At 58.5% G+C, this 22481-nt stretch carries 21 protein-coding genes; 12 read left to right on the top strand and 9 right to left on the bottom strand.

The features are described from left to right. Window positions 1–27 precede the first annotated feature (27 nt). The gene (locus SK58_RS21175) at window positions 28–612 is read right to left on the bottom strand and encodes a class I SAM-dependent methyltransferase (protein WP_047735135.1); all 585 of its coding nucleotides are present in this window, start codon (window positions 610–612) and stop codon (window positions 28–30) included. Then, a complete protein-coding gene (locus SK58_RS21170; RefSeq protein ID WP_047735134.1) occupies window positions 612–1625 on the bottom strand; it encodes an HNH endonuclease family protein in 1014 nt (337 codons plus the stop codon). Before SK58_RS21170 ends, SK58_RS21175 begins: the two co-directional genes overlap by 1 nt. A 458-nt stretch (window positions 1626–2083) precedes the next feature. On the opposite strand from SK58_RS21170, the gene SK58_RS22635 reads away from it, so the two are divergent. The 4 genes from SK58_RS22635 (at window position 2084) to SK58_RS21150 (ending at window position 3847) form a co-directional block, all read left to right on the top strand. Continuing rightward, window positions 2084–2551 carry a SymE family type I addiction module toxin gene (locus SK58_RS22635; RefSeq protein ID WP_074161384.1) on the top strand — a complete coding sequence of 156 codons (468 nt, stop codon included), beginning with the start codon at window positions 2084–2086 and terminating at the stop codon, window positions 2549–2551. 164 nt (window positions 2552–2715) lie between these two features. Further along, the gene (locus SK58_RS21160) at window positions 2716–3246 is read left to right on the top strand and encodes a DUF2778 domain-containing protein (RefSeq protein WP_023295850.1); all 531 of its coding nucleotides are present in this window, start codon (window positions 2716–2718) and stop codon (window positions 3244–3246) included. After that, a complete protein-coding gene (locus SK58_RS21155; RefSeq protein ID WP_023295851.1) occupies window positions 3221–3484 on the top strand; it encodes a hypothetical protein in 264 nt (87 codons plus the stop codon). The genes SK58_RS21160 and SK58_RS21155 overlap by 26 nt, the downstream gene beginning before the upstream one ends. Window positions 3485–3505: 21 nt before the next feature. After that, the gene (locus SK58_RS21150) at window positions 3506–3847 is read left to right on the top strand and encodes a hypothetical protein (protein WP_023295852.1); all 342 of its coding nucleotides are present in this window, start codon (window positions 3506–3508) and stop codon (window positions 3845–3847) included. 123 nt (window positions 3848–3970) lie between these two features. Here the strand turns inward: SK58_RS21150 and SK58_RS21145 are convergent, their stop codons facing one another. Further along, a complete protein-coding gene (locus SK58_RS21145) occupies window positions 3971–4342 on the bottom strand; it encodes a hypothetical protein (RefSeq protein ID WP_023295853.1) in 372 nt (123 codons plus the stop codon). Window positions 4343–4915: 573 nt separating this feature from the next. Continuing rightward, window positions 4916–5920, bottom strand: a complete 1005-nt coding sequence (trpS, locus tag SK58_RS21140) for a tryptophan--tRNA ligase (protein WP_048220403.1) — start codon at window positions 5918–5920, stop codon at window positions 4916–4918. Between the two features lie 199 nt (window positions 5921–6119). On the opposite strand from trpS, the gene fosA reads away from it, so the two are divergent. Then, on the top strand, window positions 6120–6545 hold the full coding sequence (fosA, locus tag SK58_RS21135) for a FosA/FosA2 family fosfomycin resistance glutathione transferase (protein ID WP_023295855.1): 426 nt from the start codon (window positions 6120–6122) through the stop codon (window positions 6543–6545). On the opposite strand, the gene SK58_RS21130 is transcribed toward fosA, so the two are convergent. Then, window positions 6531–7538, bottom strand: a complete 1008-nt coding sequence (locus SK58_RS21130; protein WP_048220402.1) for a LacI family DNA-binding transcriptional regulator — start codon at window positions 7536–7538, stop codon at window positions 6531–6533. The genes fosA and SK58_RS21130 overlap by 15 nt on opposite strands. A 185-nt stretch (window positions 7539–7723) precedes the next feature. Here SK58_RS21130 and SK58_RS21125 point away from each other — a divergent pair, with 185 nt between their 5' ends. Beyond that, window positions 7724–8812, top strand: a complete 1089-nt coding sequence (locus tag SK58_RS21125) for a cellulase family glycosylhydrolase (RefSeq protein ID WP_048220401.1) — start codon at window positions 7724–7726, stop codon at window positions 8810–8812. A gap of 45 nt (window positions 8813–8857) precedes the next feature. Then, entirely contained in the window at window positions 8858–10252 is a 1395-nt protein-coding gene (locus tag SK58_RS21120; RefSeq protein WP_048220400.1) for an MFS transporter, read from the top strand. 39 nt (window positions 10253–10291) lie between these two features. Here the strand turns inward: SK58_RS21120 and SK58_RS21115 are convergent, their stop codons facing one another. The 4 genes from SK58_RS21115 to SK58_RS21100 are packed head-to-tail and all read right to left on the bottom strand — an operon-like array spanning window position 10292 to window position 15032. Then, on the bottom strand, window positions 10292–11113 hold the full coding sequence (locus SK58_RS21115) for an alpha/beta fold hydrolase (RefSeq protein WP_023295858.1): 822 nt from the start codon (window positions 11111–11113) through the stop codon (window positions 10292–10294). 30 nt (window positions 11114–11143) lie between these two features. After that, window positions 11144–12757, bottom strand: coding sequence for an MFS transporter (locus tag SK58_RS21110; protein WP_048220399.1), 1614 nt, complete (start codon window positions 12755–12757; stop codon window positions 11144–11146). Then, entirely contained in the window at window positions 12754–13161 is a 408-nt protein-coding gene (locus SK58_RS21105) for a DoxX family protein (RefSeq protein ID WP_048220398.1), read from the bottom strand. Before SK58_RS21105 ends, SK58_RS21110 begins: the two co-directional genes overlap by 4 nt. Continuing rightward, window positions 13161–15032: an amidohydrolase gene (locus SK58_RS21100; RefSeq protein ID WP_023295861.1), complete on the bottom strand. Its 1872-nt coding sequence runs from the start codon at window positions 15030–15032 to the stop codon at window positions 13161–13163. Before SK58_RS21100 ends, SK58_RS21105 begins: the two co-directional genes overlap by 1 nt. A 220-nt stretch (window positions 15033–15252) precedes the next feature. On the opposite strand from SK58_RS21100, the gene SK58_RS21095 reads away from it, so the two are divergent. The 5 genes from SK58_RS21095 (at window position 15253) to SK58_RS21075 (ending at window position 22478) form a co-directional block, all read left to right on the top strand. Further along, entirely contained in the window at window positions 15253–15939 is a 687-nt protein-coding gene (locus SK58_RS21095; RefSeq protein WP_015572562.1) for a hydrolase, read from the top strand. Between the two features lie 61 nt (window positions 15940–16000). Beyond that, window positions 16001–16222, top strand: coding sequence for a DUF1427 family protein (locus tag SK58_RS21090; protein WP_017383875.1), 222 nt, complete (start codon window positions 16001–16003; stop codon window positions 16220–16222). Beyond that, window positions 16219–16479: a XapX domain-containing protein gene (locus SK58_RS21085; RefSeq protein WP_003863056.1), complete on the top strand. Its 261-nt coding sequence runs from the start codon at window positions 16219–16221 to the stop codon at window positions 16477–16479. Before SK58_RS21090 ends, SK58_RS21085 begins: the two co-directional genes overlap by 4 nt. A gap of 23 nt (window positions 16480–16502) precedes the next feature. After that, window positions 16503–16883, top strand: a complete 381-nt coding sequence (locus tag SK58_RS21080) for a response regulator transcription factor (RefSeq protein WP_023295862.1) — start codon at window positions 16503–16505, stop codon at window positions 16881–16883. Window positions 16884–16892: 9 nt separating this feature from the next. Continuing rightward, window positions 16893–22478 (top strand): trifunctional serine/threonine-protein kinase/ATP-binding protein/sensor histidine kinase, encoded by a 5586-nt coding sequence (locus tag SK58_RS21075; RefSeq protein ID WP_048220397.1) that lies wholly within the window; start codon window positions 16893–16895, stop codon window positions 22476–22478. Window positions 22479–22481: the final 3 nt, after the last annotated feature.

Below are 22481 nucleotides of genomic sequence, written 5' to 3'. Positions count from 1 at the left end.
TCCGTGTCGATTAGCACCGCCTGATGATCAAGCGGCGGTTTTTCGTAATATCCCATTCAGCCATGTCTCATGCCTGTCCGGGCGGTTATCCTGAGTCGCCCACAGCGAAGCTATCTCCATCCCCGTAATCGCCTTCAGCAACGCCCGCAATCCCTCTTCATCCAGGTCCGTAAACCGTCGTTCACCCTGCACCCGTTCACCGTTGCCATACTTAAAGGACACGTACCAAACGCCGCCAGGCTTAAGCGCATCCGCAATCTTCTGCATCACCGCAGGCAACTCAGAAGAGGGGACATGCAGCAAAGAGGCACAGCACCAGATCCCATCGTACTGCGCTTTACCGTCGATATCTGAAAACGCCATTAACTGCACGGGTAGCCCGGTATGTTGCCTTGCCAGTTCCACCATCGCGGAAGAGGCATCAAAAGCATCCACCTGATAACCCATCTCATCAAAGGCTTTTGCGTCCCGGCCTGAACCGCAGCCAGCATCCAGAACCCGGGCACCGTGAGGCAGGTGTTGGGTAAAGGCCTCGTAAAGCGGGGTCATATCAACATTGACCGTGCCATCAAAGAAATCCTGTGCGTGGTTCTGGTAGTAGTGAAGTGTCATTAAAACGTTGCCTCGCCTTCCGCGTTGGGTTTCCAGGTATGGATAAGTTTGTCCAGCGCGGCCTGCCAGTTACGCTGAAGAAAGCTTCTCCGTGCTTCAGGACGTTGCCCTGTCTGTAGAACAATCGTCTCATGTAACGGCAGTTTGCTCTGAATAAAATACTCATTGCGGGTGTGTAACCGTTGCAGGAGCCTGAGCTCGGGAATGCGTGCCGACTTGCCTTCGACGCCACGGTTACAACACCGGCAGGCCAGCACTAAGTTCCATACGCCGTTAATATTGCTCACTTCCTGGCGGGCAGCCCAGGGAATAAAGTGGTCGACGTCCGCCAGTTCTGCGTCTCCCGGTACCAGACTGATGGGTTTAAAGCAGTAAAAACATCGTCCTTTCTGGTATCCATTCAGGCTGTCGCGGCAGCTGGTGATGTCTACGCGACGCGCATTTACTCTCGTAAACAACAGCTGATTATCTTCGTCAAACTCCACGCCAACAAGGTTACGTGAAATCCCCATCGACCAGGCCTGTTCTACCAGGTTCCAGCGGGCATTGGTTTCAAAGGCGAGGTTTTTATACTGCAGGCGTTCGCCCAGTAAATAGAAGTTGTCCGTCAGGCGGATCCCGTTGTTGGTTTTGCGCTCATCAAGGAAAAAACGTTTATCGATCTCGCCCTGGTTCACGTAATGAAAGGCATCGATCACGTTGTTAAAGCCAAGGCGCACCGTCGCTTCAATGAGCTGGGCGTGGGTGATTTCACCTCGGTTGAACTTCAGACAGGTTTCCAAAAACTGACTGCTGCGGGAGGTGATCTGTTTTGGCGCATGCTTCAGGTGCTCGCAAAGATAGCGGCTGAACGGCACGGCAAGCTGGTCGAGCGTAATCAAATCGCTGCCCGTCTTATCCACTTCATACAACGCAGACGCCAGCGCGAACTTGTAAGATGCGACGTTCCTTCCAAAGAGGATCACACCACGCCAGTAGTTCTCAAGCGTCGGATCGGCCTGATAAAATTCCATCGATGAAGTCCTGTTACGGTTGGCTGGGCAGGGCGTTACTAAAGCCTGTAACAGGATCACATAACAAAATCAGGGTGATGTAAATCGTTAATCTATAGGTTTGATGAATTTTTGAGAGGTCAGAGAGAAAGGTGTTGAGGCAACCGATGCGGCATTAGCGCCAGGTTTGCAAATGAACAGATATCGGGAGGAGGCGAGTTGAAGTGATTTTCAGGCAAAAGTGTTGTTGTTTCGCGAATTAAAAAATACCTACCGTAATTTCCTGAATCCCCCTCGCAAAATCCAAATTCCCCTCATCCTAAACCGCTGTATTTATATTCAGCCCTGTATAATGAGCACCAGAAATTACGCCGAACGGCAAAGGAAGTATCGAAGAATATTTAACGAGGAATTCGCGATATGAAGGTGCTGCAACACCCCCATACCGCTAACCACCAACAACTAATCAGGAGTTGAAAATGGCTGCGACGAATTTTAAGCCAGAGTTTACTGTTTGCAAAACAGAATCAGACGCTTTCACCGGCATGATTGAAAACCGCGAGCTGGTACGCAAAAACAGCGCCCGCCGTCTGCACGGCAACCAGCCCAACGCGGCACCCATTCATCCCCGCGCGAAAACGCCGCAGGACAGTGCCGCCTGTTGCGAACTGTATGCACGCATAGATATGAAATACCTTCTTCTGGGCGGAGACTGGTTAACCCGCGCGGGCTTTATCAACGGCATGCCCGTAAAAATCCGCGCCATGAAAGACTGCATTGTGATTACCCCACAGCATACAAGAGAATTATGGGGATGCCTGGAAGGTATGAGCGTGTTGAATATAAATAAGCAGAAAGTCGCCCAGTGGTTAAAAACGTTTCCGGGGGCGCTGAATGATACGGGAGATATACCTATGGTGAAGCGCGGAAATGGTCTGGCTGAATAATAATATCTAAATTCTCCCTTCATTATTCCTGTAAAAGGATAAGTTAATACGGGCTTGAATACGCATGCCCGTATTTCTCCTTTTTTAAATGAATTATCTAACTCCGCTGGTGCACTCAATAAATCGGTTGTAACATTCCCCGCAAAGCGACAGGGAGGATTGCTATGCAAATTTGTAGGATGGATTACAACGATGTCTCAGCCGATGGAAGAAGGCTGAAACTACACGTTTATGGCGTTGGGACGTTTCCCGTTTTTTCAGGGATTGAACCTGTAACCAATATTGCTGAGTGCGCCTTTATCAGGAATGCTGCGTTACCAGTGGGTACGTACTGGATCGTTGATGCACCGGAAGGCAGTATTGCTAATCGGGTTGAGCGGTTTGTAAAAGACTTCAAGAACGGGACCGATCATTCTGAATGGTTCGGCTTGTTTAACGCTTCGACCATGGCTGATAACGTATTTGTGAATGGGGTCGACAGAGGCTCATTTCGACTTCATCCATTGAGGCCGAATGGTGAGGGAGAGTCGTGGGGATGCATAACGTTCTATAATATCCCTGATTTTCAACTGGTCAGACAATCTTTGCTGGCACGTAAGAAGATTCGTGTTCCTGGTGGTAAAGGGTTGATGGCATATGGACGTATTGATGTGACAGGAAGGGCTGATTATGCTTCATGCAAAGTTAAAAAATAATATCCTGATTGGTCTGGCATGCCTCATTGCTTCCTTCTTTATCGTCCTGTTTCCTCTGGGAGGCTTGCTCGATTACTTATCTCAAGCCAGCAATGATTTTTTAAATCGCACCGGTTTGGGGTTTGCTGATGGTGAAGCAGACCCATCATTCCTGTGGGTGTTGGGGGGGATGATGGTCGTCGTTACCGCGCTACTGATGTTCGCCATTCGGAGGATATGCAATCTGAGGCAGGGATAAGACATTTCATGGGCATTTTCTATGACAATCCTTTTAAACGCCCTGAAGTGGTCAGCGCTCACGGTTGCCACCGTTTTTATCCTCGGGTGGTTATTTGTATGGCTTGTGGCATCTGATTCGGATGAGACGACCGTTTATACGGAAAACGATTTTTTCCACTACCGGATACTGACAGATAAGGATATTAAGAACGCCCCAAAAGTAACGGGCGCCTATTATTTTGAAGCGCATTCGGGCGATGGTTACGAACCTTCAAACAGTATCATTTTTAAAGGCGCTACCAGTGCTGCGCCGTTGCGCGCTTATCTCGAAACGTTAGGGTATGTGAAGGAAAAGCGTAGCCTGGAAGTGAAGGAGGTCTAGTCGAAACCCGAACGGTTAAACGCAGATTTTTTCTATCTGTACTTTAATACCGCTACGGGTGACATTGAACTGACCAAAGTGATAGGTAACGGGCATGTCATCCCATGCCCGTAGTAAGAAAAATCACTCGTGCTTTATCTGCTCTTTCACAGCCCTAACCAATACAGCATGGAGTTCGCCAACGGTTAAATCGCGTATCACAGGTTCGGGTATGCCTCGTAGCCTGCGAATCAAACGGCAGATACAAAAGTAATCTATGCCCTCGGTGCTAAAAAGAAACTCATTTTCAGCGAGAGAAAACGTTTTCTCATAACCATCTTCTTCAGTGACAAGCGTAACGCCAAACGCTGCCTCGCAGTCTTCAATCAGGGCATCGCCATCCATGCCGCATATATCAAGGTCGGCTTCGATTAGGGTGTTCTCATCAATGCGCTTGCGATGATGTCCCGAGGACTGACGTACAACCTCAATGACCTGCGAAAGAGTGGGGTACATTATGTTGGATTCCGTGGGTGAAGAAATGACGCAGACATTGATTAATAGACCGAGTTAACGCCTGGGACTTATCATTGAAGGTACAAAGAAAATCAAAACAATCCACGCAAACATCCCAATGATTTTTAACGGCCAGGGTTCGAATACATCAAAGCACACAATTGCGCCTATAACTAATAGTGGTCCTCCCAATAATTCCAGTATTCCTTCTAAGATAGATAACTTATGAGGCAATACACGATTCAGTAAAACGGCCATGAAATGTGCGCATCCTAAAGTGATGATTATAGCTATAGTGCATTCTTTCCAGTTATCAGTGACACCCACGCATATGAGGCATAACACAATCACAAAAACACAAAGTAATGTATTCAGCATGGAAATAATAAACTTGCTCATAACAGTTGCCGCGACGTTTAAAATATAAAGAGTCTATGAATATAGCGCTCTCAACAGAATGACAAACGACATTGACTAATAATGCATTTAAGAATTTTTGCGCCTCGCTTATTTACGCAATAATCAAGTTAGCGGCTTCATGCTAATCCCCCGCATTCCACCGCTAAATCGACTTTAACTAAACACCGGCACCCCCAGCCCCACCTTCACCTCCCTCAACGTCCCTTGCGTCACCCCCTGCGCCCGTTCGGTCCCGCGCTTCAGCATCGCCATCAGCTCCCCTTTATCCTGCATGTACATCGCCCTCCGCTCCCGCATCGGCGCAATCAGTTCCTGCAAACACGCCTCCAGCTCGTTCTTACATACCCGGTCACCCAGCCCGCCTGCCTGATAGTGCGCCTTCATCGCCGCCACTTTCTCCTTGTCCGGATGAAAAGCGTCGAGATACGTAAACACCACGTTCCCCTCAATCTGCCCCGGGTCGCTCACCTTCAGGTGGTTCGGGTCGGTGTACATCGCGCTGACCGCACGGTGAATCGTCTCTTCGCTGGCCGAAAGGTGCAGCGTGTTGCCGAGCGATTTCGACATCTTGGCGCTGCCGTCGATGCCGGGCAGGCGGCTGGTGTCGCTCAGCATCGCCTTGCAGCGGCGCAGCACCGGGGCGGGCAGCAGGCTGTTCATCTTGTGCACAATCTCGTTGGTCTGCTCAATCATCGGCAGCTGGTCGTCGCCGACGGGCACGCACTCGGCCTTAAACGCGGTGATGTCCGCCGCCTGGCTGATGGGGTAGGCCATAAACCCGACCGGCAGCGAGCGGGCAAAGCCTTTCTGCACAATCTCGTTTTTCACCGTCGGGTTACGCTCCACGCGGGCGACGGTGACGATGTTCATATACAGCATCGTCAGCTCGGCGAGGGCGGGCAGGGCGGACTGGAGGCAGATCGTGGTCAGGTTCGGGTCGATGCCGGCGGCGAGGTAGTCGGCCAGCACTTCGGGGATGTTGTCGCGAATTTTTTGCGGGTTGCTGCCGTTGTCGGTCAGCCCCTGAAGGTCGGCAATCAGCACAAACTGGTTGTGGGTGTGCTGGAGCGCCACGCGCTGGCGTAGCGATCCGACAAAGTGGCCGAGGTGCAGCGGGCCGGTTGGACGATCGCCGGTGAGGATGGTGGGTGCGTTCATAAAGACTCCTTAACGTTGTAATGCCGAAAGGGGTCTTAGATGTGAGAAAGCCGCCTTTCGGCGGCTATCTGAAAATGGGGAAAACTACTCCGTGCCGCCTTTAAGAAGGCAGCCACCAGCGGTTTACGGTGAGCACGGCGTGGTTTATGTTCATCTCTTTACCGTACCATGTCCGGCGCGAAAAACAAAAGGGCACGTCATGCTGCAATCACTCAACCACCTGACCCTCGCGGTCAGCGACCTGCAAAAAAGCGTCACCTTCTGGCACGAGCTGCTGGGGCTGACGCTGCACGCCCGCTGGAATACCGGGGCCTATCTCACCTGCGGCGATCTGTGGGTCTGCCTGTCGTACGACGAGGCGCGCCAGTATGTGCCGCCGCAGAAGAGCGACTACACCCACTACGCGTTTACCGTGGCGGAAGCGGATTTTGAACCGTTCTCGCAAAGGCTTGAGCAGGCGGGCGTCACCGTCTGGAAGCAGAACAAAAGCGAGGGGGCATCGTTCTATTTTCTCGACCCGGACGGGCACAAGCTGGAGCTGCACGTCGGCAGCCTCGCCGCGCGGCTGGCGGCGTGTCGCGAGAAGCCCTACGCGGGCATGGTGTTTACCTCAGACGAGGCTTGAGGCGCGCACCTTCAGCCTGCCCGCCAGCGTCACGTGCGTGGCGGCATCTTCCTGATTGCACAGGTACTCCACCGCCAGCCGTCCCAGCTCGCTGTAAGGCAACTGGATGCTGGTCAGCGGCGGGGTGAGCTGCTCGGAAATCTTCTGGTCGTCGTAGCCCGCCAGCAGCATGTCTTCTGGGATGCGCACGCCGTTCACCGCCAGCGCCTGGTAGCAGCCGATCGCCAGCCAGTCGCTGGCGCAGAAGATGGCGTCCGGGCGCTCGGCCAGTTCCAGCAGCGAAGCTGTCGCGGTAAAGGACTCGCTGAACTGCCAGTTGGTCTGGCGCACCAGACCGTCGTCGCACGCCAGTCCGGCCTGCTGTAATGCCGCCTGGTAGCCCGCCAGACGCTGGCGCGAGGCCTCCATCCAGCTCTCGCCGGTGATGTGGGCGATGCGCGTGGCGCCGCAGGCGATGAGGTGTCTGGTAACCTGGAAAGCGTTGGCGTAGTCGTCCGGAATAAACGACGGCAGCAGCGGCGAGCCGGGGTCGCGCTGGTTGAGCAGCACCAGCGGGATGCGGGTGCAGTCCTGGAATGCCGTCATATCGACGACGTTCGTGACCGGAGAGGCAAGGATAATCCCGATGCAGTTGCGCTTGTCCAGCTGGCGGATGATGTTCAGGGCCAGCTTCACGTCGTCGCCGTAGTCGTAGACGGTGAGCAGGGTCTCGTTGCGCCACGCCGCTTCCCGCGCCTGGCTGATGGCGTCGATAAACGGGTCGAAGCTCTGCAACGAGCTGACCAGCAGGGCGATCTCCTCCTGGTTGCGCGGAGCGTGAACGGCGGGGAGGCGGTCATAGCCGAGTTCGGTGGCGACGTTGATCACCCGCTGACGGGTGTCGTCGCTGAGCTTGATGTTGCGGGACTGGTTAAGCACCAGCGATACCGTCGCCTGCGACACCCCTGCCGCCCGCGCAATATCGTTCATCGTCACTTTTGTTTTTCGCTTCATCCGTCCTCTCCCTTTCGCGATTTCGCATCATACCCTAACCGCACGCTTTAGCGCCGTCGATCACGTTTCTCATCCATCGAAGCGTGAACTTTGTGAGAGGCGTCGCTTTTCTGAGCGCCACGATTTGCGCATTTATTCTGCAACTAATATTTATTAGCTAAATATTATCAGCAAGAGGATGCGTAATGAAAGAGCAGTGGAGCAGGGAGCAGGCACAGGCGTGGTATCAGCAGAAAGGCTGGCTGTGCGGGTTTAACTATCTGCCGTCGACGGCGGTGAACTGGACCGATATCTGGCAGGAAGAGACCTTCGATGCCGACACCATCGACCGCGAGCTGGGCTGGGCGGCGGACGCGGGCTATAACACCCTGCGCATCAACCTGCCGTTCATCGTCTGGGAGCACGACCGCGACGGGCTGATGGCGCGCATCGACCGCTTTTTGACGATTGCCGACGGTCACGGGTTCAGCACCATGCTGACCCTGATGGACGACTGCGGGTTCTCCGGCGACGAGCCGTACCTCGGCCCGCAAAAGCCGCCCGTACCGGGCAAGCACAACAGCCAGGCGGCAGCGAGCCCGGGACGCGATAAGGTGTGCGATCGCGACTGCTGGCCACAGATTGAGCGCTATATCCGCGACGTTGTGCGCCAGTTCCGCGAGGATAAGCGCGTGCTGCTGTGGGATCTCTACAACGAGCCGGGCAACCGCGGCATTTTCGCGACGGGCACCGAAGAGGTGCTATACGACGAGAAGCTGGAAACCTGCGCGCATGAGCTGATGAAGCTCGCGTTCCAGTGGGTGCGTGAGGAAGACCCGACCCAGCCGCTCACCGTCTGCGCGTGGCGTCTGCCAGAGGAAGAAGAGGGCGAGACGTTTTACCAGCACCCGCTGGACCAGACCGCACTGGCGCTGTCAGATGTGGTGAGCTACCACGCCTATACCAATACCGGGCGCATGACGGCGATTATCCAGCAGCTTCAGGCGCTGGGCCGCCCAATCTTCTGCACCGAATGGCTGGCGCGTCACGTGGGCGGCACCATCGAAGAGCAGCTCCCGCTGATGTACATGGCGAAGGTCGCGCCGTATCAGTGGGGGCTGGTGCGCGGCAAAACCCAGACCTGGCTGCCGTGGCCGGTAGTGATGAAGGAGTCCACGGACTACTGCCGCCTGTGGTTCCACGACGTGTTTGAGGAGAACGGTATCCCGTTCTCACGCGCTGAAATCGCGCTGATGAAGAAGCTGCGCAAAATCGCCCCGAATCCGCAGGGCTAATAATAATGACCCGGCGCGCTGTCGCCGGGCAACCAGGTACGCACTATGGCAATGACAATGAAAATACCGTCTCGCGAGTTGTGGTCTTACTTTGGCTATGGTTTAGGTCAGTGTTTTAGCTTTGGTTTAGTGGGTTCGTTTATTAACTATTTTTACACCGACGTGCTGGGGATCTCGGCGCTGGCGGCAAGTACTATCTTCCTGATTGCCCGTGCGTGGGATGCGGTTCACGATCCGCTGTTTGCCAGCATTATGGACACCATTAACAGCCGGTTCGGCAAGTTTCGCCACTTTTTACTGATCGCCCCGCTGCTGATCACCGGGGTCACCCTGCTCGCGTTCTATAAAATCGAAGCGGACATGACCACCAAAATCCTCTACGCCGGGGTGACGTATATCCTGTGGGGGACGCTGTACGCCATCTCCGATATCCCGTTTTGGTCGATGTCATCGGTGATGACCAACGACTCCGGCCAGCGCACCCGCGCGGTGACGGCGGCGATGCTCGGAGTGAATGCCGGGATCGCCTGCGCTAACATCTTCTTCCCGAAGCTGGCGGCGTTCTTTGCCCAGTACAGCAACGATAAAGGCTACTTTATGGCGGCGCTGGTGATGATGCTGGTGGGCCTGCCGCTGATGCTCAACGGCTTTATGCAGATCAAAGAGCGCGTGCCGCCGAGCCCGGAAAAGGTGACGATGCGCGACACCTTCCACAACCTGCGCCAGAACAAGCCGCTGTTTATCGTCCTGCTGTCGTTCTTTTTCTGCGTGTTCCATAACGTGGCGGGCGGTCTCTATATCTACTTCTTTATCAACAATATGGGCGACGGCAGCCTGCAAATGGCAATTGGCGTGATGGGAATAGTGGCGGCGGTGCTGTGCCTGGTCGCCCCGCTGCTGACCCGCCGGATGCAGAAGCGGAAGCTGTTTATGATCCTTTGCGGGCTGGACGTGGCGGTGCGCGTGGTGATGTGGTTCACGGGCTATCAGCACACGGCGCTGCTGTTTATCCTGCTCGGCCTGAGCACGCTGTTCGTGATGATGACCAACATCCTCACCTCGTCGATGATTGCCGACACCATCGAGTATGCGGAGTATCACACCCACAAGCGCTGCGCGGCGATCACCTTCTCCGGGCAGACCTTTACCGGCAAGATGTCGGTGGCGGTGGGCGGCGGGCTCATCGGCGTGTTTCTGACGATGATCGACTATGTGCCGCAGGCGCAAAGCCAGAGCGACAGCGTGCTGGCGGGACTGTTCTTCGGGATTTGTTTGTTACCGGCGATAGGCTCGCTGATCCGCATGGGCTTTATGTCGCGCTTTACCTTTACCGAAGAGAAGCATGCGGAGGTGTGTCGGCTGCTGGCGGAGCGGAATGCGTCTGCGAAAGCGCCGGGTGGCGGCTGCGCCTTACCCGGCCTACAGGACCAGCCCTTGTAGGCCTGATAAGCGAAGCGCCATCAGGCTTCGCGTAATGACTTACAGCGACTTCACAAACGCCAGCAGATCTTCGTTGAGCTGATCCTGGTGGGTCAGCGCGAAGCCGTGCGGCGCGTTGTCGTACACTTTCAGCGTGGCGTTTTTGATCATCTCTGCCGCCAGCTTGCCGGTCGTTTCAAACGGCACGATCTGGTCGTTGCTGCCGTGGATCACCAGCGTCGGCACGTCGATTTTCGCCATATCCGGGCGGAAATCGGTCTCGGCGAAGGCGGTTACGCAATCAATGGTGCCCTTCAGGGACGCCAGCAGGGCGATGTTCAGCGTCTGCGTCAGGGCACCGGCAGAAACGGTCTGCCCGGCGTTGGTGCCGTAGAATGGGGTGGCGAAATCGCTGATGAACTGGGCGCGATCTTTACGCAGTCCGTCACGAATCCCGCTGAACACGCTTTGATCGACTCCTTCCGGGTAGCTTTCGGATTTACCGAAAATGGGCGTTACCGCGCCCAGCAGGGCAAGACCGGCCACGCGCTCGCTGCCGTAGTTGTTGATGTAACGCGTCACGTCGCCGCCGCCCATGGAGAAGCCCACCAGCGTCACGTCGCGCAGATCCAGCGTGGTGATCAGGTCGTTAATGTCGGATGCAAAGGTATCGTAGTCATAGCCGTTCCACGGCTGATCTGAACGCCCAAACCCGCGACGGTCAAAGGCGATGGTGCGGTAGCCGCGCTCGGCCAGGTGATTCAGCTGGCTGTCCCACATATCCCCATCCAGCGGCCAGCCGTGGCTGAAAAGAACCGGTTTGCCCGCGCCGCAGTCTTTGTAATAAATCTGCGTACCATCTTTTGCCTTAAACGTTGCCATAGTGTGTTCCTCTACAGGTGATTGTTATGTTCAGACCGGCGCGACCAGATAACGAATTGCCGGTGATGTTGTGCCCTGATGAAAAGCCAGAACGCGGCTCTGCAACAGGAGGTCATTCATGGTGTGGCGCTCCTGCTGGCGCAGATGCTCGATCCAGGAACCCATCAGGAAGGTTTCGATAAACAGACCCGGACGTTCAATATCTTCGTACACCGCCCAGCTCATCGCCCCGGCGCGGCGGCGCACCCGGCGTAGCTCGTGCACGGCCTGCAAAAACGCTTTCGCGTTCTGCGGGTCGATGATGTACTCATGCGAGACCAGCACCGGGCCACGCTCGTTCGGGAGTTCAATCTCCACCCCGTCCAGCGGCTGCCCGCTCAGGTCGAGATTTAAATCCGGATCTTTCTCCAGCTTCCAGCGGAACACCGTCAGGCTCGCCAGCACCATCCCCAGCGTGGCGACAACCAGCGAAGCCGGAGTGCCGAACTGCGAGGCGATCTGGCCCCAGACGGCGCTGCCTGCGGTCATCGAACCGAAAAAGACCGTCAGATACACTGCCAGCGCCCGGGCTTTTACCCAGCGTGCGGCGCTGCGCTGCGCGCCAAGGTTGAGGGTGGAGAGCACCGCAATCCACGCGAAGCCGGTAAAGAACTCAAACAAGTTTAGCAGCCAAAAGTGACGTACAAATGCCAGCGCCAGCATGGTGATCGCAAACGTCAGGCTGGCGGCCACCATCAGCCGATCGGCGTTCAGCCGCTGGCGCAGACGCGGCAGCAGGATGGCCCCGGCAATGGCGCCAAGGCCGATACACGCCAGCATCACGCCGTAGCCCGCCGGGCCTAAGCCCAGCTCGCGGCGCGCCACCAGCGGCAGCAATGCCCAGCCCGCGCTGCCGAAAACAAAAAAGGCCACGGTGCGCACCAGCACGTTGCGCAGCACCGGCGCGGCGTGCACGTAGCGAATCCCGGAGCGCACCGCAGAGAAGAAGTGCTCCGGTGGCAAACGCTGCACGGACGGTGCCGGACGCCAGCGCCACAGCACCCACGCCACGCCCATCACGGACAGCGCGTTCAGGGCAAACACCATCCACGGCCCGGCAAGCGACAGCAGAAAACCGCCCAGCGCAGGGCCAATTGCCCGGCTGATATTGACCCCGAGCGAGTTAAGCGCCACGGCGGAACCCAGCTCGGGCTTGCTCACCAGGTCAGGGACAATCGCCTGAAACGGCGGCGAACTCATGGCCGCACCCACGCTCAGCAGAAATGTCGCCGCCAGCAGAACGGTGGGGGTGACGTGTCCGGTAAAAGAGAGCAGCGTCAGCCCGGCGGCGGCAATGAACACCCACAGCTGGGAGAAGAGCAGGTATTTACGTCGATCAACGATGTCCGCCATCACCCCGGACGGCAGGGCGAAAAGGAACATCGGCAGGCTGCTCGCCGCCTGCACCAGCGCGATATCCAGCGGATCGGCGCTGAGCGTCAGCATGCTCCAGTTGATACCGACGTCGCTCATCCATGAGCCGACGTTAGAGACCACCGTGGCGATCCACAGCATGCGGAACACCGGCTGGCTCAGCGGCTGCCAGGGTGAAACCGCGGGCGTCGTCTCGACGTGTGCGTCGCGAACGTCGTTTACCTGGGTCATGCGAACCTCTCCGTTGTTTTACGCTGCATTCGCCACTGGCCCGGCCCGGTAAGGGCGAGGGTGGTGAAGATAATCAGCAGCAGCCAGCCAAACTGCTCCTCGGCAATCGACCAGTTCGGGTGGACCGCCAGCATCGCCACCAGCAGCACGGCGATAATCGGCAGGCACGCCAGGCGGGTGTAAATCCCCGCAATGATAAACAGCGGGCAGATCACCTCGGCGACGATCGCCGGGATCAGACTGGCATACGGCCCAAAACCAAACGGATCTTCGATGCGCGTCAGCTCTTCGCTGAAGTGCAGCACCTTCGGCAGACCGTGCACGTAAAGCAGCAGCAGACTGCCGGTCAGGCGCAGAAAGAACAGCCCCGGATCGATCCGGGGCGAAGCGTCATTTTGTTTCATCAGAATGCAAAGCAGCTGCAACCCAGCGCACCCCAGAAAGCGTTATCGTCGGATACCGGCATCTCTGACGTGCGGGCAAAGTCATGCTGGTGGTTGTGAACCCCGCACGGGCCGCTACAGTGGTGAGCCATACTCATACCCACGCGTGCGGCCTGCGGCGGCGCGCTGCGGTAGTGGCCCGGCACCTTCACCACCGGGGACCACTCGGGCAGGACCGGAATGGCGGGCGGCGCGAGTGGGCCAAAAGCGCCTGCGGCATAGACGATATCGCCGTTCACCACGGTGAGGACGGACTCGATGCCCTTGATCTCCTCCTCCGGCACGCGGAAGTAATCTTTGCTGAGCACCGCCAGATCCGCGAGCTGGCCCGCTTTGATCTGCCCCTTCTGGTTCTGCTCGCTGGAGAACCACGCGCTGCCCTGGGTCCAGAGCATCAGGGCGGTATCGCGATCCAGACGGGCGCTGTGATCGTACATCTGCATCCCGCCAACGGTGCGGCCGGAGACCAGCCAGTAGAGCGCGGTCCATGGGTTATAGCTCGCCACGCGGGTGGCGTCCGTTCCCAGGCCCACCGGCACGCCGGTCTCGAGCATTTTTGCCACCGGCGGCGTGTGGCGGGTGGCTTCGATGCCGTAGCGCTCGGCAAAGTATTCCCCCTGGAAGGCCATGCGGTGCTGCACGGCAATACCGCCGCCGAGTGCTTTGATGCGGTCAATGTTGGCCTGCGACACGGTTTCGGCGTGGTCGAAGAACCAGTGCAGCCCGTTGAACGGAATGTCACGGTTCACCTTCTCGAACACGTCCAGCATGCGGCTGATGGATTCGTTGTAAGTGGCGTGCAGGCGGAACGGCCAGCGGTGCTCCACCAGATGGCGCACTACGCGCTCCAGCTCGTCCTCCATGCCCGGCGCGAGATCCGGGCGCGGCTCGAGGAAGTCTTCAAAATCGGCGGCGGAGAAGACCAGCATCTCGCCCGCGCCGTTGTGGCGGAAGAAATCGCTGCCCTGGCCCGGCGTAAGCATATCGGTCCATTTTTCAAAGTCTTCCAGCTCGTGGCCCGGACGCTGGGTAAACAGGTTGTAGGCGATGCGGATGGTCATCTGCTTTTTCTCGTGCAGCTCGGCAATCACCTCGTAATCTTCCGGGTAGTTCTGGAAGCCGCCGCCCGCGTCGATGGCGCTGGTCAGCCCCAGACGGTTCAGCTCGCGCATGAACTGGCGCGTGGAGTTGACCTGCTGCTCCAGCGGCAGCTTCGGCCCTTTCGCCAGCGTGGCGTACAAAATCATGGCGTTCGGACGGGCAATAAGCATTCCGGTCGGGTTGCCGTTGGCGTCGCGCTGGATCTCCCCGCCCGGCGGGTTTGGCGTGTCTTTGGTGTAGCCGACCACCTTCAGCGCGGCGCGGTTGAGCAGGGCGCGGTCGTACAGGTGGAGGATAAACACCGGGGTGTCAGGCGCGGCGTCGTTAATTTCGTCGAGGGTCGGCATGCGGCGCTCGGCGAACTGGAACTCGCTCCAGCCGCCCACCACGCGCACCCACTGGGGCGACGGCGTGCGCAGGGCCTGCCCTTTTAGCATCCGCAGGGCGTCGGCCAGGGACGGCACGCCTTCCCAGCGCAGCTCGAGGTTGTAGTTCAGGCCGCCGCGGATCAGGTGCAGGTGCGAGTCGTTCAGGCCGGGGATGGCGGTGTGGCCTTTTAAGTCGACCACCTTAGTGCCGTCGCAGTGGTGTTGCATCACCTCGGCGACGGTACCCACTTCCAGAAATTTTCCGTCGCGCACGGCAACGGCTTCCGCGACAGGATTCTCGCGATCGACGGTGTGAAACTGGCCGTTAACCAGAATGAGATCGGCTTTACCGAGGGTAACCATAATAGCTCCAGACTAAGAGGGGAATGGTCAGGATTATGGGAACCGGTTTCGGCAAAGATCCAGTTATACAATAGGATAGGTATACCAAAGTATAACTATACCTAAGGTTAACTATACGAAGAGATAATTACACCACAGCGCTGTGGGTCATAGGATGAACGCGATTTTATCGGCGTGCTGTTCGCGGCGATTTTAACCTTTAACCTCACTGGATAATCTTATGACCACTTCTAAGCTCGAAGTCTTAACCCCTGCCAACTGTCAGATCATCTTCATCGATCACCAGCCACAGATGGCGTTCGGCGTGCAGTCTATTGACCGCCAGGTGCTGAAAAACAACACCGTGGCGCTGGCGAAAGCGGCTAAGGTGTTCAACATCCCAACCATCATCACCACCGTTGAGACCGAAAGCTTCTCCGGCAATACCTATCCGGAGCTGCTGGACGTGTTCCCGGGCCAGGACATTCTGGAGCGTACCTCCATGAACTCCTGGGACGACCAGAAGGTGCGCGACGCGCTGAAGACCAACGGCAAGAAGAAGGTGGTTGTCGCGGGCCTGTGGACCGAAGTGTGCAATAACAGCTTTGCCCTGTGCGCGATGCTGGAAGGCGACTACGAAATTTATATGGTGGCAGACGCCTCCGGCGGCACCTCCAAAGAAGCCCACGACTTCGCGATGCAGCGCATGATCCAGGCGGGCGTGATCCCGGTGACCTGGCAGCAGGTGATGCTGGAGTGGCAGCGTGACTGGGCGCGCAAAGAGACCTACACCGCGGTGATGGATATCGTGCGCGAGCACTCCGGCGCCTACGGAATGGGTGTGGATTACGCCTACACCATGGTGCACAAAGCGCCGTCTCGTCAGAAGAGCGAGCACCGCACCTTAGCGCCGGTTCCGGCACGCTAAGTCCCGCTGGCGGGCTGGTCCCTCATCCGGCTCGCCGCTGCCTTTTTCTCTGGAGTTCACAATGAGTACAGGGTTGATATCCCTCGCGGCAGGCGTGTTGATTGGCCTGATGTATGCCGTGCTGAAGGTGCGTTCCCCCGCGCCGCCCGCGCTGGCGCTGATTGGCCTGCTGGGGATGCTGGCGGGGGAACAGGCGATGCGTCATCTTTTATCCCGCGACAATCCCGCGGGCGTGCAGGTGACGGTTCCCCACGTTCAGCACCTGTCCGGAGCGTCATCATGAAGGCCTGGATTATTTCGCTGGTGTGCGGGGTCGCGGCTGGGGTACTTTACGCCCTGCTCGACGTGCATTCCCCGGCGCCGCCGGTCGTCGCGCTGCTTGGCCTGTTCGGCATGCTGGTGGGTGAACAGCTGATCCCCATCGGACGGCGTCTGGTGAGCCGCGAACCGTTGACCCTGGCCTGGTTTCGTCATGAATGCGTACCGAAGATCAGCGGTACCGCGCCCCCAGCGCCCGCGAAGGAAAGCCGCGACGCGTAACGATTTGTTTGAGGAAAGACAGCATGACGCTGCCGTGGCGCATTGCCATCATTGATGACGAACGCTCTGTTCGCAGCGGGCTCAGTAACCTGCTGCAATCGGAAGGGTATGCTACCGATACCTTCGATTCGGCAGAGGTGTTTTTGAGCCACCCTCTCGCCCTGTCCGGCGCGTCGCTGGTGATCACCGACATCAAGCTACGCGGCATGAACGGCATCGAGCTGTTTGAGAAGCTGCGGTTGCTGGCCATGCCGCCACCGCCAATACTGTTTATCTCCGGCCATGCTGATGAAAATATGCAGCGGTATGCACTCAGTCTGGGCGCCGCTGCATTTTTGCGTAAGCCGATTAACATCGATATTCTGCTGGATCATATTCAGCGGGAGCTGACCCGCCGACAATAAGGATCGCGGATGAACGAACATACGTCGCCTGCATTTTGGCCCGCCCGGGGAAGTCTCCATGAAGGGCGGGCTTTTGTTCTGAAAGAGGATGTCATTTTTACCGTGCTGGCGCAGGAGGGCGGCATCTCCTGGATGAACGGGCGGCATCCCCAGTCCGGCGGTTCGTTTATTATTGCCACCGCGGTCAGCGATGAAGAAGAGGAGCGGGCAACGCGGCTGCTGAAAAACGAGTTTGCCCTGCGCGACCGGCTTCATGACGGCTGGGCTATCCGGCCCGTCGCTTCAACCCAGTACCGCGGACGTTTTGCGCTGGTCTACGCGCCGTTCTGCTTTGAACTGCTGGCGTGCCGGGCAGGTAAGGCGATTTCCGGGATCGCCCGCTTTATCGAAATGGCGATCCGCATCTGCGGTCCCCTGCGCCAGATGCATCTGCACAACCTGATCCACGGCGATATCAAACCCGGGGCGTTCTTCGTTCATCACGACGCCACCTGCCGTCTTTGCAGCTTCGGTCTTTCCTGCGGCACCTCCGACGCGTTCTCCCAGTCCCGGCTTGCCGCGTCTGGCGGCACGCCCGCCTACATGTCACCGGAACACACCACGCGTACCCGGCGCGCCGTCGACAGCCGGAGCGATCTCTACAGTCTGGGTATCGTGCTTTATGAACTTCTGACCGGGCGATTGCCGTTTGAACTGAGCGCTGATGACCAGACCAACTGGGCGCATTACCACATTGCCTCTGAGCCGCTTGCGCCGGGGCGGGTGCGCCCGGACGTACCCGGCATGCTGTCGACCATTATCCTTAAGCTGCTGGAGAAGAATCCGGAGAATCGCTATCAGACCGTCGACGGGCTGATTGCCGACCTCAGGCGCTGCCAGGCGACGCTGACCGCCGAAGGTGAGATCGTCGACTTTATTCCCGGCCAGCAGGATCGCTCTCCGGCGATCCATCTTGCCGATTCACTTTTCTCTGCGCATCCGCAGGCCAGCGACGTCATCGCCGCGTTTGAGCGGGTCAGCCAGAGCGGTGCGCCGGAACTGGTGACTATTGGGGGGCCTTCGGGGATCGGCAAATCTTCCGTGATCGCCACCACGCTGAAATCGCTGCAACAGCGCAAGGTGCTGCTGGCGGTGGGCAAGGTCGATCAATATTCTCCCACGCTGCCCTACGGCGTGCTGAGTTCGGCGTTTCGGACGCTCACGCTGCACCTGCTCGGGCTGCCAGCCGGGGAGGTAGCGACGTGGAAAATCCGCCTGTCGCGCGCGCTGGAAGGCTTCGAGGAGCTGGCCGTTAGCCTGGTGCCGGAGCTGAATTTACTCCTTGAGAACAAACCGCGTTTCTCTGCGGATACCTTTTCCATCGACGCGCGGGCGCGCTTCAGCCATATGGTGCTGGCGCTGGTGAAAACCTTCGCCACCCAGGGCGCGCCGCTGGTGCTGCTGCTGGATAATGTGCAGTGGATCGACGCCGCCAGCCTGCAAACGCTCGATCACCTGCTGCGCGCCTGCGGCGCCATCCCGCTGCTGGTGGTGGTGGCGCACCGCGATCTCAGTTCGCTTTCTGAGCCCACCTTGCAGACCGCGCTGGCGAGCCTGCCGGAGGCGGCGCAGCACGCCACGACGATCGTGCCGCAGCCGCTGTCGGTGAAGGCCGTGGCGCGCTGGCTCGGGGGGATTTTTCATACCCGCAGTACCGGTACCGCCGATCTTGCCACGCTGATCCATGAAAAAACCGGCGGCAACCCGCTGTTCGTGCAGGAATTTTTCCGCCGCATCGTCGATGACGGACTGGTGGTGCACAACAAATATCAGGGGAAATGGCATTACGATCTCCAGGCCATCCGCGCCCGGCACTACACCGAGAACGTGGTGACGCTGGTGCTTGAACAGCTCAAGGAGATGCCCGACGAGACGCGCCGCCTGCTGGGCAGCATCGCCTGCCTCGGCTGCACGGGCGAGCTGGAGATGCTGTGCCGCGTGGTGGGGCGGTCGGCGGCGGAAATCCGCTACGCGCTTCATCCGGCGGTGACCGCTCAGCTGATTGTGCTGACGGAGAAAGAGTACGCTTTTACCCACGATCGGGTGCAGGAAGCCGCCTTTGCCCTGCTGGATGAGGGCGAGAAAAGCCATCTGCACCTGACCACCGCCAGCCTGCTGGCGGATGCCGCGCGGCAGACGGCGGGCAACGAACTGCTGTTCCGCGCGGTTCACCACGTCAGCGCCGCGCTGGACTGCATCCAGCCTGCACCCCAGCGGCAGCGATTCCGGGAGCTGAGCCTTCAGGCCGCGCGGCGTGCGAAGCGTACCGGCGATTACCTTTCCGCCTTAAGCTATATCCAGACCGCCAGAGCGCTGGGGAATGCGGGCCCGGTCTCGGACTTTATGCTGGATATCGAAGAGGCGGGCTGTGAGTTTGCGCTCGGACACCTGGAGCGCACGCGTGCGCTGTGCGATGCGATCCTCGGTTCACCGGGCGGGCTGACGGAGAAAGCGCTGGCCGCCAACCTGCTGGCGGAAGTTTATATGCGCCAGTCGGAGATCCGCCTGGCGCTGGAGGCGTCGTTATGCTGGCTGGGCGTGTTCGGGATCCAGATCAGCCGCTACCCGGAAAATGCCGAATGTGACGAGGCCTGGCAGCAGTTCTGTCAACGCACCGCCGACGCGCCGCAGAACCCGTTTTCTCAGCTTAAGCTGATGGAGAACGCAGAGACCGAAGCGGTGATGAACCTGCTTTACAGCGCCAGTATTTTCGCCAGCTTTACCTGCCCGCGCCTGCACTTTTTACTCCTGTGCCGGATGATGCACCTCACGCTCGATCACGGCATAACCGGTGCTTCCACCACGGCGATGGCCTGGTTTGGCGTGCTGATTGGCCACCGCTACGCCGAATACCGTCTCGGGTTTGAGTACGGCACGCTGGCTCGTGAGCTGGTGAACCGCCACGGCTATGATGCCTATGAAGCCAAAACTCTGCTGCCGCTCGACCAGCTCAGCGTCTGGACCCAGCCGCTGTCGTACACTATCGAGTGCGCCAAGGCCTGCTTTACCTCAGCGGTGACCCACGGCGACATGACGATGGCCTGCTTCGCGGCCTGTCATCAGATCATTAACTTCCTCTCCCGGGGCGATCATCTGGATGGCGTGCTGACCAGCATCGATCGCGGTCTGGCCTTTGTGCGCAAAACGGATTACCAGGACATTGAAACCGTTCTGCACATTCAGCGCCGCTACGTGGAGTTTTTACGCACGCCGGTGACGGGCCCATGGAGCGCCGCCCAGGCGCTGCCTGACGATCTGCTGCCCGCGCCGCCGGAGCAGGCGCCCGAGCAGACCTCGACCATGCTCTTCTGGTACTGGCTCTATCGCGGGATGGCGCACTTTTCCTGCGGCGAATACGCCGACGCACAGGCGGATTTAGAAATGGCGGGCTGGTATGCGTGGTCCGCGCCGGGTCATATTCATCTGCTGGATTACCATTTTTACAGCGCGCTGGCGCTCTCCCGCCAGCTCACGCCGGAAACCTTTTCGGCGGATTATCGCCGCAGTATTCATCACCATTACGACAAAATTGCCCTCTGGGCGCGGATCAATCCGGGCACATTTGCCGATAAAGAGGCGCTGATTTATGCCGAAATCGTCCGTCTGGACGGCATGAACAGCATCGCGCTGGAGCAGTATGAAAAAGCGGTGCGACTCTCGCGGGAGGGCGGGTTTAACCCGATCAATGCCCTGGCGCACGAGCTGGCCGGGCGTTTCTCGCTGGCCTGCGGCTACCCGACCGCCTCCGACGCCCATTTCCGCGGCGCGATTGCCGCCTGGGGGCGCGTCGGGGCGCAGGCCAAGGTGCGCCAGCTGGAGCAGGATTTCCCCCATCTGCTGGCCTCCGGGCAGAGCCGCGCGTATGACACGGCGGCGTTTGCCCAGAACGAGGTGATCCGCGATTTACAGAGCGTCATCAAAGCCTCACGCGCCTTATCCGAAGAGATCAACCTTGAACGTTTAATCGAAAACCTGATGACGCTGCTGCTTGAACGGGCCGGGGCGCAGCGTGGCCTGCTGCTGCGTGTCAGCGATAATCACATCCCGGAGATTGAAGCCAGCGCCTGGACCAGTACCGACGGCGTGCGGGTGCGCATCCTGAAAGCGTCACCGATGGCGACGGACATGCCGCTGTCGGTGCTGGCCGCGGTGATCCGCACCGGGCAGGAGATCCGCACCGGCAAACCGGAGGAGTTCCACCCGTTCAGCCAGGATCCGTATCTGGTGACGTCCGGCGCCGCCGTGATGTGCGTGCCGATGTTCAAACAGGCGCGGCTGGTGGGGATTCTGTATCTGGAAAACCGCCTGATGCCGGAGGTGTTTACCGCCGAACATTCGCGCGTGGTCAGCCTGCTAGGCGCGCAGGCGGCGGTTTCGCTGGAGACGGCGCGGCTCTACGCCGAGCTGCTGGCGGAAAACATCCAGCGCCGACGGGTGGAGAAAGAGCTGCGCGCCAGCCAGACCTCACTGATGCTGGGCGAGCAGATCAGCCATACCGGCAGCTGGCGCTGGGAACTGGTGCAGGATCTGATGTTTATGTCCGAAGAATACGCCCGTATCCTTGGCCTGCCGGAGCAGCAAAAGATGATCTCAATGGCGGAGTTTTTGACCTTCGTGCATGAGGATGATTATGGCCGGATCAGCACCCTCGTTAATCAGAGCGTGCGTGACGGGCTGTCGATGCGCGCGGAGTTTCGCATCATCCGCACCGACGGCTCCGTTCGTTACATCCTCGGGATTGGCGATCCGGTGGGGGTGGGCAGCGAGGTGAATGAGTATTACGGCATCATTACCGACATCACCAGCCAGCGGGCGGCGGAGGATGCGATGCGGGTGGCGCAGGCGGATCTGGCGCGGGTCTCACGAGCCACTACCGTCGGGCAACTGACCTCCTCGATCGCGCACGAGATCAACCAGCCGCTGATGTCGATTGTCTCGAACGCCGGCGCGAGCCTGCGCTGGCTCAACCGCGATCCGGCGCGGCTGGACAAAGTGCGCGAGGGGCTGGAGGAGATCGCCGCCGAGGGCGAGCGGGCAGGGGAGATCATCCGCAGCATTCAGTCTCTGACGCGCAAACAGGACCCCACGTTTACGCGAATCGATCTGCACTTCCTGATCCACCACATCATTATGCTTTCCCGCAGCGAACTTGAGCTGCGACACATAAGCGTTGATTATCTTCTGAACGCTGACGACAGCTTTATCATCGGCGACAGCGTGCAGATCCAGCAGGTGTTGCTTAACCTGGTGATGAATGCGATGGAAGCGATGGCGGAAGTGACGGATCGCCCGTGCAGCATCACGATCGCCACCGCGAACTGCGCTGAGGGGAAGGTGATCTTTGAGATCGCCGATACCGGCAGCGGCATTGAGCCGGAGCTCACCGAGCGGATCTTTGACTCGTTCTATTCGACCAAAGCGCAGGGAATGGGCATGGGGCTGACCATCAGCGCCAGCATCATTGAACGGCACCGGGGGAAACTGAGCGCGCGCCGCAGAGAGCCGTACGGCACGGTGTTTACCTTCGCGTTGCCGCTTGCCGGACAGGAGATGTAACGT

The organism is Enterobacter sp. BIDMC93 (genome assembly GCF_001037805.1).
GTDB lineage: Bacteria > Pseudomonadota > Gammaproteobacteria > Enterobacterales > Enterobacteriaceae > Enterobacter > Enterobacter hormaechei_C.
Note: the sequence above shows the minus strand (reverse complement) of the source record. Positions and strands in the feature narration are given on the sequence as shown.